13 protein-coding genes and 1 riboswitch are annotated in these 15,851 nt (G+C 39.2%); of the genes, 1 reads left to right on the forward strand and 12 read right to left on the reverse strand.

All coding sequences use genetic code 11. The features are described 5' to 3' along the window. Positions 1 to 27: 27 nt before the first annotated feature. Positions 28 to 642, reverse strand: a complete 615-nt coding sequence (locus tag ADM90_RS18545) for a succinate dehydrogenase cytochrome b558 subunit (RefSeq protein WP_053996392.1) — start codon at positions 640 to 642, stop codon at positions 28 to 30. Between the two features lie 271 nt (positions 643 to 913). Between ADM90_RS18545 and ADM90_RS18550 the strand changes: the two genes are divergently transcribed. After that, the gene (locus tag ADM90_RS18550) at positions 914 to 1,348 is read left to right on the forward strand and encodes a YslB family protein (RefSeq protein WP_053996393.1); all 435 of its coding nucleotides are present in this window, start codon (positions 914 to 916) and stop codon (positions 1,346 to 1,348) included. A gap of 100 nt (positions 1,349 to 1,448) precedes the next feature. On the opposite strand, the gene ADM90_RS18555 is transcribed toward ADM90_RS18550, so the two are convergent. From ADM90_RS18555 to polX, 11 genes are all read right to left on the reverse strand, one after another. Continuing rightward, complete coding sequence (locus tag ADM90_RS18555) at positions 1,449 to 2,675, reverse strand: aspartate kinase (protein ID WP_053996394.1); 1,227 nt, start codon at positions 2,673 to 2,675, stop codon at positions 1,449 to 1,451. A gap of 94 nt (positions 2,676 to 2,769) precedes the next feature. Then, positions 2,770 to 2,948, reverse strand: a riboswitch (Lysine riboswitch). 55 nt (positions 2,949 to 3,003) lie between these two features. Next, positions 3,004 to 4,794: an excinuclease ABC subunit UvrC gene (gene uvrC, locus ADM90_RS18560; protein ID WP_053996395.1), complete on the reverse strand. Its 1,791-nt coding sequence runs from the start codon at positions 4,792 to 4,794 to the stop codon at positions 3,004 to 3,006. Between the two features lie 187 nt (positions 4,795 to 4,981). Then, a complete protein-coding gene (gene trxA, locus ADM90_RS18565; RefSeq protein ID WP_053996396.1) occupies positions 4,982 to 5,293 on the reverse strand; it encodes a thioredoxin in 312 nt (103 codons plus the stop codon). Between the two features lie 172 nt (positions 5,294 to 5,465). Next, positions 5,466 to 6,443, reverse strand: a complete 978-nt coding sequence (locus ADM90_RS18570; protein WP_053996397.1) for an electron transfer flavoprotein subunit alpha/FixB family protein — start codon at positions 6,441 to 6,443, stop codon at positions 5,466 to 5,468. Between the two features lie 50 nt (positions 6,444 to 6,493). Beyond that, a complete protein-coding gene (locus ADM90_RS18575) occupies positions 6,494 to 7,267 on the reverse strand; it encodes an electron transfer flavoprotein subunit beta/FixA family protein (RefSeq protein ID WP_053996398.1) in 774 nt (257 codons plus the stop codon). A 110-nt stretch (positions 7,268 to 7,377) separates the two neighbouring features. After that, a complete protein-coding gene (locus tag ADM90_RS18580) occupies positions 7,378 to 8,151 on the reverse strand; it encodes an enoyl-CoA hydratase (protein ID WP_053996399.1) in 774 nt (257 codons plus the stop codon). A gap of 14 nt (positions 8,152 to 8,165) precedes the next feature. After that, positions 8,166 to 8,747: a TetR/AcrR family transcriptional regulator gene (locus tag ADM90_RS18585; protein WP_053996400.1), complete on the reverse strand. Its 582-nt coding sequence runs from the start codon at positions 8,745 to 8,747 to the stop codon at positions 8,166 to 8,168. Between the two features lie 179 nt (positions 8,748 to 8,926). Further along, positions 8,927 to 10,621 (reverse strand): AMP-binding protein, encoded by a 1,695-nt coding sequence (locus ADM90_RS18590; protein ID WP_053996401.1) that lies wholly within the window; start codon positions 10,619 to 10,621, stop codon positions 8,927 to 8,929. 643 nt (positions 10,622 to 11,264) lie between these two features. Continuing rightward, positions 11,265 to 11,678: a DUF350 domain-containing protein gene (locus ADM90_RS18595; protein WP_053996402.1), complete on the reverse strand. Its 414-nt coding sequence runs from the start codon at positions 11,676 to 11,678 to the stop codon at positions 11,265 to 11,267. Between the two features lie 21 nt (positions 11,679 to 11,699). Further along, positions 11,700 to 14,066: an endonuclease MutS2 gene (locus tag ADM90_RS18600; protein WP_053996403.1), complete on the reverse strand. Its 2,367-nt coding sequence runs from the start codon at positions 14,064 to 14,066 to the stop codon at positions 11,700 to 11,702. An 18-nt stretch (positions 14,067 to 14,084) separates the two neighbouring features. Then, positions 14,085 to 15,794, reverse strand: a complete 1,710-nt coding sequence (gene polX, locus ADM90_RS18605) for a DNA polymerase/3'-5' exonuclease PolX (protein WP_053996404.1) — start codon at positions 15,792 to 15,794, stop codon at positions 14,085 to 14,087. Positions 15,795 to 15,851 lie beyond the last annotated feature (57 nt).

A 15,851-nucleotide genomic window follows, 5' to 3' on the forward strand; every position in this document is an offset into this window, starting at 1 on the left:
GCTCTTCTACTCTAAGCTTCTATTCAATTATACGAATGCTAGAATAGCAGCCACACCAACTACACTTAGAATTACGAAAAGAATGTTTGTTACGTAAGTAGCAATCTTTTGAGACTGAGGAGATTGTGTAATACCCCAGCTTACTAGGAATGCCCATAAACCGTTTGTTAAGTGGAACGTTGCTGATAAAATACCAACAATATAGAAGCCAAGCATAAATGGATTAGCAACAATTTCTTCCATCATGTTAAAGTTAACATCCGTACCAAGCGCTTTTTGAATACGCGTTTGGAAGATATGCCATGCAATGAAAATCACTAGGAATACACCAGTGAAACGTTGTAAAGAGAACATCCAGTTACGGTATGTACTAAAACGCCCTGTGTTTGGTGTAGCTGTGAATGCAATATACACACCGTAGAATGCATGGAATAACAATGGAATATAAATTACAACCCATTCAATTAGCAACAGTAGTGAATGAGGAACTAACTCCATAACTCCCGTTGCATCATTGTAAGCCTGTTCACCGCCAACAGCAGTGAAGTTCAATGACAAGTGGAACACCAAGAACAAACCTACTGGAATGACTCCAAGTAAAGAATGTAAGCGGCGCCATAAAAACTCTCGATCTTTCGACAAGACTATTACCCCCCTTAGTACTTAAAATAGCACAACAAAAGAAGTCATCATTTTGTAAATGATACTTCATTGACTGTGTATTTCATCATGGTACAATATTATGACATGTTTATTGTACTCTCAAGAGCTACAAGCGTCAAGGTTGCTTGGCGTTTTTCATAGCGCTTATTAAGGAATTAATCTAGTACATAATGCGTTGTTTTTTCTCGAAAAATCTATTTTTACTTTATCACATTAAGTTTTAAGAAAATTCTAAGAAAGAAGGATATTCATGTTAAATACTCCATCTCCTACAATCTCATCATTTGGCTATGAAATTATTCGCGATCACGTTTTATCTTCTGTACTTGGGAAACATGAAGATGAGGTCCTTTATTGGGCTGGTAAGGATCTTGCACGTAAGTTTCCCTGTAAAACGCAAGGCGAGCTAATCGCATTTTTCGCAGATGCCTGTTGGGGTACATTAGAGCTAATCAAGGAATCAAAGGACGGGCGCATTTTCCACTTGACAAATGATCCTGAATTACTGCAAATTAAGCAGCGTAGCTTTAGACTAGAGGCAGGATTTATAGCTGAGCAAATCCAATTGGCAAATGGCTATCTAACAGAATGCTATGATGAAAAGCGTGAGAAACAGCAGTATATTATGTTTACAGTAAAATGGGATGTGAAGGAACGTATCATCCAAACAATTCCGACAGAGTAACGAAAAGAGGGTCTCTCAAATGCTTTTGAGAACACCCTCTTTTTTCTTGCAAGTTATTTTGGATCGTGCCTAGCACATAAAAATACGGTTTCTACTATTATTATATGTGAATCGCTTGTTCTAAATTAAATTCATTATGCAATGCATTTGCTGCCTGAATCATATCATCCTGTGGTACAACAACCGATACTTTGATTTCAGATGTGCTAACCATTTTGACAGGGATATTTTCACGACGTAAGCGATCAAACATCCGAGCAGCCACGCCAGGATTAGAGGCCATGCCTGAACCAATGATGGACACTTTAGCTAGTCCAATTTCAAAATCTGCAAAGCTAAAGCCTAGTGATAATTTGCTATCCTCTAAAACACGTAATGCTTCCGCAAACTCCTCTTTTAAAATGGAAAAGGACACAGTCGGTTTTAACCCATCGATAATGGCTTGTACAATAATATCCACATTGATACGATTTTCTGCAAGCACTGTAAATATATCCGCCAATGAAGCGTCAGAATAGGCATCATACCCAACTGTTAAACGAATAATATCGGATTCAAAGGCTACACCTCGTACAACTAAGTTTTTCTCCATCTCCACTTCCTCCTTCAATAAAGTACCAACTGATTCTCCTCTGCTAGCGCGTATAATCACCGGCATTTGAAATTTCTTGGCTAACTCCACAGCACGTGGATGAATAATATGTGACCCTAAATTGGCTAGCTCCAGCATTTCATCATAGGAAATTTCCTGCAGCTGTTGAGCCTTTGTCACATAACGAGGGTCTGCTGTATAAACACCATCAACATTGGTATAAATATCAACACGTTCTGCATCCAATGCTACAGCCAGCGCAACAGCGGCTGTTTCAGCGCCTCCCTTACCAAGCGTTGTTACATTATCCATATCGTCAATGCCCTGTTCTCCAGCCACGACTACAATATCACCCTGTGTAAAATGTTCCTCAATGCGGCTAGCATCCAAATAGTCAATACGTGCATGACTATACATACTATCTGTATGAATACCTGCTTGCCATCCCGTTAATGCCACCGCTCTATATCCAGCTTCCTGTAGTGCAATAGCCAATAAGGCACTTGATTGCTGTGAGCATGTTGACATAAGTACAGCCAGCTCTCGCTTTGATACTTCATCTGTTAAATGCTGAACCATTCTTTTCATCTCATTTGCAGATTGTCCCATACCAGCAACTACTACTACCACATCTAGCCCTCTATCCTTTTCTGCAATAGCCTTTTTAGCCATTTCTTGAATTTGTTCAGTGGAGGCTAAAACAGCCCCTCCAAATTTCATAACAATTCTAGCCATTTTTTATTCTCCTCTCTGTTCTCCAGCAAACTAAAAGCAGCCTCCACATAACGTGAAAGCTGCTAGTAACATGTACAATTAAGGTAATTTGTGCATGTGTGATAGCTCTCCGAAACGTTTAGAATCGACAGTCTTACATCTCTTAAATGCAAAACCAGTACAACAATGGAAACAACAATGCTGTACTTCGGCAAGCTCCCCTTTCACACAATATCCTTGGATTTGTTCATCCTCAATCGCGTTACTTTTGAACCTTGCACCTCTATCATCACTTTAATAGTGAAGTATTTAATTTTGTAGCCTTTGTATCCATAACCTTAGCATATGTTTATTCCGTTGACAATGATTGTTGCTGAAAATAGGCATAAATATTGCTTGCTAGATTAGCTGGCATCCCAGCCTCCTGTAAGGCAAGCTCACTGGCCTCCCGTATTTTTTTCACTGAACCAAAATGCTTTAACAGTTGTTGCTTCCGTTTTGGGCCTACACCCTCAATATGGTCAAGCACAGATTGAATAGCATGCTTCTCATGCTGTTGGCGCAGGAAAGTAATGGCAAAGCGATGCACCTCATCTTGAATACGCTGTAGCAAGTAAAAGCCATCGCTTGTACGCTTTAAGGCAATCACTTCTGGTGGATCGCCAAACAAGAGCTGTGATGTATTATGCTTATCATCCTTTGCTAAACCTGCAATTGGTATAACAAGCCCAAGCTCATCCTCTAATACTTCACGAGCCACTTCCATTTGCCCCTTCCCACCATCAATTAACACTAAATCTGGGAGCGGCAAGCCTTCCTTTAAAACACGTGTATAGCGACGACGTATTACCTCCTGCATTGCACCATAATCATCATGCTTGGCAGCTGTACGTGTTTTGTATTTACGATATTCCTTTTTAGCAGGCTTACCATCGACAAACACCACCATTGCAGAAACTGCATCGGTTCCATGCATATGGCTATTATCAAAGGCTTCAATCCGCAATGGCACAGAGATACCCATTGCTTCCCCAAGTGCCTCACAAGCACCAATTGTTCGTTCCTCCTGCCGTTCAATCAGTTGGAATTTTGCTGCTACTGCAATTTCAGCATTTTTGGTTGCAAGCTCAACAAGCTCCTTTTTTTGCCCGCGCTTTGGCGATAATACTTTGATCGCTAATAATTCTGTTAAAATAGCTGCATCAATCGCCTGTGGAATAAAAATTTCCTTTGGCTTAATATGCTCTGGCTTTTCATAAAAGCGTCCCACAAATGTTAAAAACTCTTCCTCTGCCTCTCGATAGATTGGGAAAATCGAAACATCACGTTCAATAAGCTTTCCTTGTCGCACAAAGAACACCTGAACACACATCCAGCCTTTCTCAACCGCGTAGCCAAAGATATCACGATTTGTTGTATCATTTGACACAATTTTTTGTTTTTGCATCACCGTTTCAATATGTGCTATTTGATCTCGGAACTCCTTTGCCCGTTCAAACTCTAAATTTTCAGCAGCCGTAAGCATTTTCGCTTCAAGCTCCTTTTTAACTGGCTCAACACCGCCATTTAAAAATTTCGTTATATCCTCAATCATCTCTTGGTACACTTGCTGCTCAATATCCTTAACACATGGTGCTAAACATTGGTTCATATGATAATATAAGCAAACTTTAGAAGGTAATTGCACACATTTTCGTAATGGATACAAGCGATCCAATAGCTTTTTCGTTTCATTTGCTGCATATGCATTGGGATAGGGACCAAAATATTTTGCCTTATCTTTTTTTACCTTACGCGTTGTTAGTAGACGAGGATATTTTTCATTAGTAATTTTTAAATAGGGATAGGTTTTATCATCTGTTAGCATCACATTGTACTTAGGGTCATGTAATTTAATAAGATTCAGCTCTAAAATAAGTGCTTCAATATTTGAAGATGTCACAATATACTCAAAATCTTCAATTTCGCCAACAAGCCTTTGTGTTTTTCCCTCATGTGTGCCTGTAAAATAAGAGCGCACACGATTTTTTAATATTTTCGCTTTCCCAACATAAATAATCGTTCCCTGCCGATCCTTCATCAAATAGCAGCCAGGCTGATCTGGTAAAATCTCAAGCTTACGTTTTATTAAATCATTCAATTGCCTGCCCCCCCCTCTATTCATAAAATGTCCTTTCTAAATAGACATATTTTCGCCATACCGAAGTCAATTTTCATTAGGAGTGACTCCACTTTACTTTCATCAATCTGTTTGTTGTTTACCTGTATTATAACGAAAAAAAGCCGAACACATCTATAGATGGTTCGACTTTTGTGAACTTCATTTATTACGCATGTTTTGCGATAAATGCTTCTAAAGCTTCTTTTGGTTGGAAGCCTACAGTTTTATCAACTAATTCACCATCTTTAAATAATAGTAAAGATGGGATCGACATGATTTGATACTGTGCTGCTGTTCCTTGGTTGTTGTCTACATCAACTTTTACAATTTTAGCGGCACTTCCTTCAGCATCCATTTCTTCAAGAACCGGCCCAATCATTTTACATGGTCCACACCAAGCAGCCCAAAAGTCTACTAACACTAAACCTTCTTTAATATCATCTTGGAACGTAGCGTCCGTTGCGTGTACAATTGCCATTTGAAATCCTCCTTAAACTTACTATGTTTGTAGTATAGCATGGATAAATTCACTTGAGCGAACAATCTGCCTAGAATGTATTTTTTCCCCTTTTACAGTTTTTTTGTCGTGATGTGTCAACTTTTAATAGCCATAAAAAAAGCTGAGGAATTAACTTCCCCAGCCTCTAACATTATGCATTTACTTTTAATGCTTTAAACTCTTCGATTAACAGTGGAACAACTTCAAATAAATCGCCTACAATACCATAGTCAGCTACTTTGAAAATGTTCGCCTCTGGGTCTTTATTAATGGCAACAATCACTTTAGAGTTAGACATACCAGCTAAATGCTGAATTGCTCCAGAAATACCTGCTGCAATATAAAGATCAGGTGTTACAACCTTACCTGTTTGGCCGATTTGTAGTGAATAGTCGCAATACTCAGCATCACATGCACCACGTGAGGCTCCAACTGCACCACCAAGTAAATCTGCAAGCTCTTTTAATGGTTCAAAGCCTTCCTCAGATTTCACGCCACGACCGCCAGCAACCACTACTTTCGCTTCTGATAAATCTACGCCTTCTGAAGATTTACGAACAACCTCTTTAATAATTGTGCGTAAATTTGTAATATCTACAGTGACAGCAGATACATCACCTGTTTTACCTTCCTCTTTTTCAAGTGCTGTAATATTATTTGGACGAATGGATGCTAAAATAACACCATCTTTTACTTTCACTTTTTCAAAGGCTTTACCAGAGTAAATTGGGCGAATAAAGACAATATCATCGCCCACACCTTCAATAGCTGTCACATCAGATACAAGACCTGCTTGTAATTTACTTGCAATTTTTGGTGATAAATCTTTACCATTTGCTGTATGGCCAAAGACAATTCCCTCAGGTTTTTCTTGCTCAATGATAGCTAACAATGCTTGACTATAGCCATCGGATGTATATTGTTTTAAATGAGGGTGCTCCACTGTAACAACACGATCTGCACCATATTCAAATAAAGGACCTGTTAAACCTGCTACAGCATCCCCTAGTAGGACTCCTATAACTTCTCCACCATCAGCGATTTGCTTTGCAGCTGCAATGGCTTCAAATGAAACATTACGTAAGCTTCCTTCTCGAACTTCACTTAATACTAATACTTTTTTTGACATAGCATATTCCCTCCGTTACCCTTTAAGATTCGATTGATATCATCAATTCATTACACGACTTTTGCTTCTGTATGAAGTAGATTCACTAGTTCTTTCACTTGTGCAGAAAGATCACCTTCAAGAATGCGTCCTGCTGCCTTTTGCGCTGGTAGGAAGATGTCTACTGTTTCAATCTTCACTTCTACATCATCTTCATCGATATCTAAATCATCTAACTCAAGCTCTGCAAGCGGTTTCTTTTTCGCTTTCATAATGCCTGGTAGAGATGGATAACGCGGCTCATTTAAACCTTGCTGAGCTGTTACTAAAAGTGGTAGAGATGTTTCAATTACCTCTGAATCTCCTTCAATATCACGTACAATTTTCGCAGTTGTACCATCAATTTCAAGATTTGTGATTGTTGTCACATAGTTAATGTCTAATAAGTCGGCAACACGTGGGCCAACTTGACCAGAACCACCATCAATTGCAACATTTCCTGTTAAAATTAAATCAGCATCTTTATCTTTTAAGTATTCTGCTAGAAGATAAGCAGCTGCGTTTTGATCTAATTCATCTAAATCATCTTCTGTATTAATCAATACAGCTTCATCTGCTCCCATAGCAAGTGCTGTACGCAGTTGCTTTTCTGCATCCTCACCGCCAATTGTCACAACCGTTACTTTACCACCCGCAGCGTCGCGTACTTGGATTGCTTCTTCGATGGCATATTCATCGTAAGGGTTGATAATGAATTCTGCCCCATCCTCTTGGATTTGACCACCTGACACAACGATTTTCTCTTCTGTATCAAACGTACGTTTAATTAATGCAAAAATATTCATATATCCATACCTCCTGGAACATTTTATAATTCTAAGTAAATTTATAAATATTATATATTATTAGCGTTAATAACATTGACCACATACTTAAACTATCGATATGTGGAAAATTATTTACCCGTAAACACTGGCTCCCGCTTCTCAATAAATGCTTGAATGCCCTCTTTGGCATCCTCTGTCACAAATACTGTGCCGAACGATTTCGCCTCTGCTTCAATTCCTTCATAAAATGATGCATGCTTTGCGTATTGCAACGTTTGAATGGCTGCTTTAAGTGCTACTGGGCTTTTCTTGGCAATTTTCTTAGCAATCTTTAATGTTTCATCTAGTAATGCCTCATCTGCAAAAGCACGATTCGCTAAGCCCCACTGCACAGCCTCAGTTCCAGAAATTGGTTCACTTGTAAACATCATTTCAGCTGCCTTTGCTACACCAACATAACGTGGTAAGCGTTGTGTGCCGCCAAAACCAGGAATAAGCCCTAATTGTAGTTCAGGTAAACCGAGTTTCGCTGATTCTGTCACAAAGCGCATATGACAGCTCATTGCTAATTCTAGCCCACCGCCTAGTGCTGCACCATGAATAGCGGCAATGACAGGCTTAGAGAATGATTCAACACGCTCGAATACTTGCTGACCATTGCTTGCTAGCTTTGTAAATTCTTCTCCAGAATTCACCTCAGTAAATTCTTTGATATCTGCACCAGCAGAGAAGAAACGGCCTTCACCATGAAGTACAAGAACTCTTACAGCGTCATCATTTTCTACAGCATCTAGTACATCATTTACTTCCGTAATAATTCCGCGAGATAATGCATTTGCTGGTGGGCGTGCAATTGTAATAATTGCTACTCCATCTTCCACTTTCCAACTTAGAAATTCCATTTCTCCACATCCTTTTAAGCTTTAATACCGTTCAAAATTAATGTCTGAACCTTTGGAACCAGTTCCATCAAATCATATCGATAGTCATTCATAACCCACGTTGTAATGGTTTCATCAATTGTGCCAAAAACCATTTGACGTGCCAAGCGTACATCCATCGTTTGGTTAAGCTCACCTGAAAGCATACCTTCGATTAAAATTTGATCCAGTAATTGTAAATATTCACGTAATACTGCATTGATTTTTAGTCGTAAGTCTTTATTCGATTGGCGAAGCTCTAACTGCGTGACAGTTGCTAGGTATCGATCTGTCGCTAGAACCTTAAAATGATTTTCAATCATTCGAGAAAGCTTGTCTTTCGACGAACTTCCATTTTCTATTATATCTTGTAATGACTCTACAAAAACAGCCATTTTTTCATTAAAGACAGAAATTAATATATCTTCTTTATTTTTAAAATATAAATAGATTGTTCCATCAGCCACCCCTGCCTGTTTGGCGATTTTCGATACTTGCGCCTGGTGATACCCATTTTCTGCAATAACGATGACAGCTGCATCAATAATTTGTTTATATTTTGGCTTATCTCGTTTCACTTTACTATCACCACCTAAAAAACATGCGCACGTCTCCATACAAAGTTGCAATTTATTTTTTAAAAGGACATAATTGAATGTGACGTGTAACCTAAAAAAATATGAAAATATGAATGGTCATTCATTCATATTTTCATATTATAATTTACAGCATTGCTTGTCAATACTTTATCAAGTATTTATTTAGCTTCTTTATTCGCTAATTTCGTTTTTTCCTCTTCCACTAAAGTACGGCGTAAAATTTTTCCTACAGCCGTTTTTGGTAGCTCGTCTCTAAATTCATAATAACGTGGAACTTTAAATGCCGCTAGATGTTGACGGCAATATTTATTTAATTCGTCTTCAGTAATCGAATATCCTTCTTTTAAGACAATATAGGCTTTTACGGTTTCTCCACGATATGGATCAGGGATACCTGCCACCACACATTCTTGAATTTCTTCTCGTTCATATAACACTTCCTCCACTTCACGTGGATAAATATTAAAGCCACCAGCGATAATTAGATCTTTCTTACGATCTACGACATAGAAAAAGCCCTGTTCATCCATATAGCCAAGATCACCTGTTAAAAACCACTCATCCACAAATGAAGCGGCCGTATCCTCTGGTCGATTCCAATAGCCCTTCATCACTTGTGGTCCTTTAACAGCAATTTCACCAACTTCTCCAACTGGCAGCTCCTCTGTATCGCCTGTACGTAAAATAATGGCATCCGTATTAGGCCATGGTAAGCCAATCGAACCGATTACCCGCTTCCCCCAAATTGGCGTAGCATGTGTAACAGGAGAGGTTTCTGTTAAACCATAGCCTTCTACTAACTTTCCACCTGTGATGGCTTCAAATTTCTCCTGTACCTCTATTGGTAGTGAAGCAGAGCCACTTAAACATGCCTTAATCGATGATAAATCATAATTTGCAATGTCTGGATGATTTAAAAGACCGATATATAATGTTGGCGCACCAGGGAACAGTGTAGGCTTTTGTTTATCGATTGTTTTCAATGCCGTTTCAGCATCGAACTTTGGCAAAAGCACCATTTTACTTTGAGTAAAAACAGATAATATCATCACAGTTGTCATCCCATAAACATGGAAGAATGGCAGTATGCCCATAATTGTTTCCTCGCCATGCACACATTTATACATCCATGCATCACACATGGTTGTATTGGCAATTAAATTTTTATGGGTCAGCATAACCCCTTTTGGGAAGCCAGTTGTGCCACCAGTATATTGCAGTAAAGCTACATCCTCCTCAAAATTAAACGCTGTGTGATCGATCATCTTTATTGGAGAAGAGCGCATTATTTCTGAGAACAGGTGATTTTGCCCGCTATGCTCCACCTTTACACTAAAGCCATACTGCTTTTTTTGAATAAATGGATACACTAAATTTTTTGGGAATGGTAAATAATCCTTAATGGCTGTCACAATAACATTTTCTAATGCCGTCTCTTTTATAATTTTCATCACGCGTGGATAGAGAATATCCATCACAAGAATAACCTTTGCTCCTGAATCAGCCATTTGATATTGTAATTCACGCTCCGTATACAGCGGATTTGTTTGTACAACGATAGCGCCTGCATACATAGCACCATAGTAAGCGATTACACCCTGTGGTGAGTTAGGCAACATAATCGCCACGCGATCCCCTTTTTCTACCCCTAGTGCTTGTAAATAGTTAGCGAATCTTAAAGCAGATTCATAAAGCTCTGTGTACGTCAACTCCCTCCCCATAAAATGAATCGCTACTTTTGATGGATTCTTTTTATAGGCACGTGTCAACAACTCTTGTACTGGAATTTCCTCAAATGTTAAAGACGATGGTACTTCTTCAGGATAATTTACTAGCCACGGTTTTGCTGTCATATGTCCTCTCCCCTTTGTCCCAAACTTTGTCAATTCTCTTTTTTATTATAATAAAAATGAACTATAGTTTCAAACATAAAATAGAAAATAAATGCATTTTCGATTAATTATTATGCTTTTTACAACATTAATAGAACTACGATTTATCGCAATTTGGTTAGCTACGCCTCATGAATACTGATTCATTATTCATTTTTTCAGATAAATGATTTCGTTCATATTTCTATATTTAAAAAATATTTTTTCTCAGGGACTTTTTGTTGAATGAAGAGAAATTTAATAGATGCTAGTAAGATTTTATGCTAACTTTAGTGAAAAAAATTCATGGCGTTTGTTTTGACCTTAGCATTCATTGGTTACCATGACAAAATAAAAGGGCTGTCAGAAAACAAAAATCTTTTCTGACAGCCTCCATTTTTATATGAAATAGTTACAAAAAACTCATTGTACCTGTAGCTACACTTTCGGTACAATAAATATTGCTTTTCTATCATGCCACTATCTCCAGCGCAAGGGGGATTGGCTTTTTAGACATCTTCTTCTCTAACTTAAATAGTCATCATATAATAAATACCGACTACTAAAAATGCAATACAGACAATGATTAGTACCTTTGCTAATTTTTCCATATCATATGACACTCCTATGCAATACTTGCTCCAATCACAAACGATAGACCAACTGAAATGGTAAAGGAAATAAAACCAACTGAACGATTATCATTCGCTATTTCTTGATCTACATTAAAACGCGGTGTCATAAATTCAAATAAGAAATATGCGACGATTAATAGTGTAAAGCCAAAAAGACCCCAGCCAATCATTTCACTTAATGTGCTGTGACGTGCAATGGAAAAACGGAAAATATTGCAAATTCCAAGTATTTTTCCACCTGTTGCAAGTGCTACAGCGACATTTCCATTTTTAATTTCTTCCCAATTTTTATATTTCGTAACGACTTCGAACAATGCCATTGAGACGACTAAACATAATACAACAACACTAAAATATCCTGCCGTTTCGATAATTGGATATCGCCAAAAGCTAGAATTCAGCATTTTCTCCGTCCCCTTTATCGCTTATTTCAATTCCACCACTGTGACGCCTAAGCCTCCCTCACCTGCTTCACCAAAGCGGAAGGATTTCACACGCTTATGCTTTTTCAAATAGCTTTGAATGCCTTGACGTAAGGCTCCTGTTCCCACACCATGAATAATGGACACACGACCATAGTTTGCGAGCAATGCATCATCAATATATTTTTCGGTTCTTAAGATAGCATCCTCATAACGCTCACCACGCAAATCTAATTCTAATTTTACATGGCTACTACGATTTTTCACACCAGCTGTTCGTACTACAGGCTCTTTTTCAGGCTTAATATACTCTAAATCACTATCGGAAATTTTCATTTTTAGAATGCCCATTTGGACAATCCATTCAGAGGTCGAGACTTTCTCTAACAGCGTCCCTCGCTGACCATAGCTTAACACCTTTACCTCGTCCCCGACAACTAAGTTTTGTGCACGTGCCTTCACTTGTGCTGCTTTTTTTAGCACTTTATTGTTATCTAGTGGTGTTGCTTCTTCCAAACGTTTACGTGCTTCGATCAGTTCATGCTCCTTGACAACTTGATCGGCATTTTTACGCATTTCACGAAGCTCAGCAATAATCGCTTCTGCTTCTCGTTTCGCTTCATCAACAATTTTACGCGCTTTGTCCTTTGCTTTCTTATCAAGCGCCTCTTTACGCTCCTCATAGGCTTGCAGCTTTTCTTGTAGCTCTTTCCGTAAAGACTCAGACTCTAGCAGCAATACATGTGAACGTTCGGCATCCTCTTCAGATTGGCGACGTGTTTCTTCCAATGAGGCAATCATGGATTCAACCTCATGACGATCTGTTCCTGTAAAGCTTTTTGCACGACCGATAATGGATTCCGGTAAACCGAGACGACTGGAGATTTCAAATGCATTTGAGCGCCCAGGTACTCCGATAAGTAGGCGGTAGGTCGGACTTAAAGTTTCAATATCAAACTCGACACTGGCATTCGCAACACCTGGTCGATTATAGCCATATGCCTTAAGCTCTGGGTAGTGAGTTGTAGCCATTACACGAGCACCTCGCCCATGTACTTCATCTAAGATTGAGATAGCTAAGGCTGCCCCTTCCTGTGGATCAGTACCTGCACCTAGCTCATCAAAAAGAACAAGTGATTCATGATCAAACTTTTGTAAAATATCTACAATATTAACCATATGAGACGAGAATGTAGAAAGTGATTGCTCAATTGATTGCTCATCCCCTATATCGGCAAACAATTGCTTAAATACAGCAAGCTTCGAGCCATCTAATGCTGGCACGGGTAATCCCGCTTGCGCCATTAATGTACACAAGCCAACTGTTTTTAATGTCACCGTTTTACCACCTGTATTTGGCCCTGTTATCACAACTGCTGTAATCTCTTTACCAAATTCAATATCATTTGGAACAGCTGACTCCATTGGTAGCAGTGGATGACGTGCACGGGCTAGTCGGATATAGCCATCCTGATTCATTTTAGGCATTGTACATTTATTGGCTTGTCCATATTTACCCTTTGCTAAAATAACATCGATATCCCCTAGAACTTTTACTAAGTTAAATAAATCTGATGCTACTTCCTGCACCATTGCACTTAATGCTAATAAAATACGCTCGATTTCTGCCTGCTCCTTCATTTTCAATCGATGAATTTCATTATTCGCTTGCACGACAGAATCTGGCTCGATAAATAAGGTTTGCCCAGATGAAGATTGGTCATGGACAATACCGCCATAATGGTGACGGTATTCTTGCTTTACAGGAATAACAAAGCGATCATTACGAATGGTCACAAGTGTATCAGAAAGCATTTTCGCTGCATTACTTCCACGAATTAGACTTTCCAGCTTAGAGCGGACTTTCCCTTCCTCAGCTCGCAAGGATTGACGAATGGAGCGCAATGTCTGACTCGCTGAATCCACGACCATACCATTGTCATCAATGCAGTGATTGATCTCATGCTGTAATCCTGTTAAGACAGGCATCGCTTCCTTTTTCATCGTAAAATGTGGAATGTCAATCGTCTCATCTGCCTCTAAATCTTCAATAAAATTGCGAAGAATCCTACTCGCTCGAATGGTGCTTGAAATTTCCATCAGTTCGATTGCTGCAAGCATGCCTCCAATTTGTGCACGCCTTGCCGAGGGACGCACATCAAAAATCCCCCCCATTGGCACATTCCCTTTTACGCGTAAAATGGCAAGTCCCTCGTCCATTTCCTCCAGTAATTGCACTACTTTATCAAAATCTGTTTGTGGCACAAGCTCCTCAATAGCGGATTTACCGATAGAGGAAGTACAGTATGTAGCCACCTGCTGACGTACTTTATCATATTCCAGTGTTTTCAATGCGCGTTCTGCAATCACTGAGAACACCTCCTCAACCTATTTATTTCGTCGTATGAACGCTTCAAACTGCTCACGTGTCCATGTATTAACAATCATATCTTTTGGCAGCCATGCTCGATTGGCATAGCGAACACCAATATCCATAAAGCGTAAATGCTCAATATCATGAGCATCTGTATTAATTGCTACAGGTACACCTGCTGCCAAAGCCATTTCTAAATGCGCTACACATAAATCGAGACGATATGGATTTGCATTTAATTCTAAAATTTTACCATGTTCCTTTGCCCAAGCAATTAACTGTGGCATATCAGGATTATAGCCATCACGCTCTGCAATAATTCGTCCCGTTGGATGGGCAATCATATGAACATACGGATTTTGCATCGCTGTTAGTAAACGTGCCATAATTTTATCCTGCGATTGTGTAAAGCTAGAATGAATCGAAGCAATAACAAAATCCAATTGCTGTAATACATCATCAGAAAAATCGAGAGAGCCATCTGGTAAAATATCCATCTCTGTCCCTTTAAATAAGCGAAAATCTGGGTGTGCTGCATTAAATGCTTCGATTTCCTCTCCTTGTTTTCTTAAACGCTCTGGCGTTAAACCATTTGCTACCTTTAAAAACTGAGAGTGGTCTGTAATCACACTATATTGATAGTCACGTGCCAGCAATGCCTCGCCCATTTCGGCCACAGAATAAGCACCATCTGACCATGTTGTATGCATATGCAAATCTGCCTTTATATCCTCCAACCGCACTAACTGTTGAATGGCTTCTGTCTTATCAAATTCCATTGTGCCTATGCGTAGGCTTGGTGGAATCCAAGGTAAATCAAAGTGTGCAAAAAACGCTGCTTCGTCTTGAAATGTTTGAATCGTTCCATCCGCTTGCTCTACGCCATACTCGCTAATTTTTTCGCCTCGTGCTTTTGCCAGTTGGCGCATACGTACATTATGCTCCTTTGAACCTGTAAAATGGTGCAAAGCCGTTGCATATTCATAATCCTTCACTAAACGAAAATCAACACTAACAGGCTCCTCTAAATCTAAAATCACTGAAATTTTGGTATCTCCTGCCGCTACAACCTCTTGAATAGCTAATGTGTGAAGCAGCTTTTCCCGTATTGCCTCAGCCGCTTCTGTTACTACGATAAAATCAATATCTTTACTCGTTTCAGCTGCCCTACGAAAGCTTCCAGCCACAGAGAAACGTTCCACTTCCTCCATACTACCTAGAAGTGCCTCTATTTGTAAAACCACAGGCTCTAACTGCCAAATCGGTAAACGTTCAGATCGATTGGCTAAATTGGCAAGCTCTTTTAAAATTTTTTCCTCTGTTTTGGCAGCAAAACCTGCTAATTCGCGGACTTTATGCGCTTCGCAAGCCTCTTTTAAGCTTTCTACAGAATCAATACCGAGCTCTTGATGGAGCTTAGCAATTTTTTTCCCTCCTAAGCCAGGCAATTTTAACAATGGCAGTAACCCTTTTGGCACAATTTCCTCTAATTCTTTAAGCAAACTAGATTCCCCCGTGCTCATTAAATCCTCAATAACAGCAGCCGTGCCCTTTCCAATCCCTTTCAGCTTTGTAACATCATCCATTTCACTTAATGAACGCTCATCCGCCTCAAGCGCTGCGGCTGCTTTGCGAAAGGCAGATATCTTAAAAGGATTTTCTCCCTGCAATTCCATATATAAAGCAATTTTCTCAAGTGTGCGAATAATCGTTTTTTTATTCATCAGTAAGTCCTCCTATCGTAAAAACACTTCCCTCCGTACAGAGAGAAGTGCATAGTT

Origin of the sequence: Lysinibacillus macroides (genome assembly GCF_001281525.1) — a bacterium.
Classification (GTDB): domain Bacteria; phylum Bacillota; class Bacilli; order Bacillales_A; family Planococcaceae; genus Lysinibacillus; species Lysinibacillus macroides.

Excerpts from the sequence above, each read along its gene's own strand:
- ADM90_RS18550 (WP_053996393.1), top strand. The coding sequence starts at position 914 with ATGTTAAATACTCCATCTCCTACAATCTCATCATTTGGCTATGAAATT.
- ADM90_RS18555 (WP_053996394.1), bottom strand. The coding sequence starts at position 2,675 with ATGGCTAGAATTGTTATGAAATTTGGAGGGGCTGTTTTAGCCTCCACT.
- trxA (WP_053996396.1), bottom strand. The coding sequence starts at position 5,293 with ATGGCAATTGTACACGCAACGGACGCTACGTTCCAAGATGATATTAAA.
- ADM90_RS18570 (WP_053996397.1), bottom strand. The coding sequence starts at position 6,443 with ATGTCAAAAAAAGTATTAGTATTAAGTGAAGTTCGAGAAGGAAGCTTA.
- ADM90_RS18575 (WP_053996398.1), bottom strand. The coding sequence starts at position 7,267 with ATGAATATTTTTGCATTAATTAAACGTACGTTTGATACAGAAGAGAAA.
- ADM90_RS18580 (WP_053996399.1), bottom strand. The coding sequence starts at position 8,151 with ATGGAATTTCTAAGTTGGAAAGTGGAAGATGGAGTAGCAATTATTACA.
- ADM90_RS18590 (WP_053996401.1), bottom strand. The coding sequence starts at position 10,621 with ATGACAGCAAAACCGTGGCTAGTAAATTATCCTGAAGAAGTACCATCG.
- ADM90_RS18595 (WP_053996402.1), bottom strand. The coding sequence starts at position 11,678 with ATGCTGAATTCTAGCTTTTGGCGATATCCAATTATCGAAACGGCAGGA.
- polX (WP_053996404.1), bottom strand. The coding sequence starts at position 15,794 with ATGAATAAAAAAACGATTATTCGCACACTTGAGAAAATTGCTTTATAT.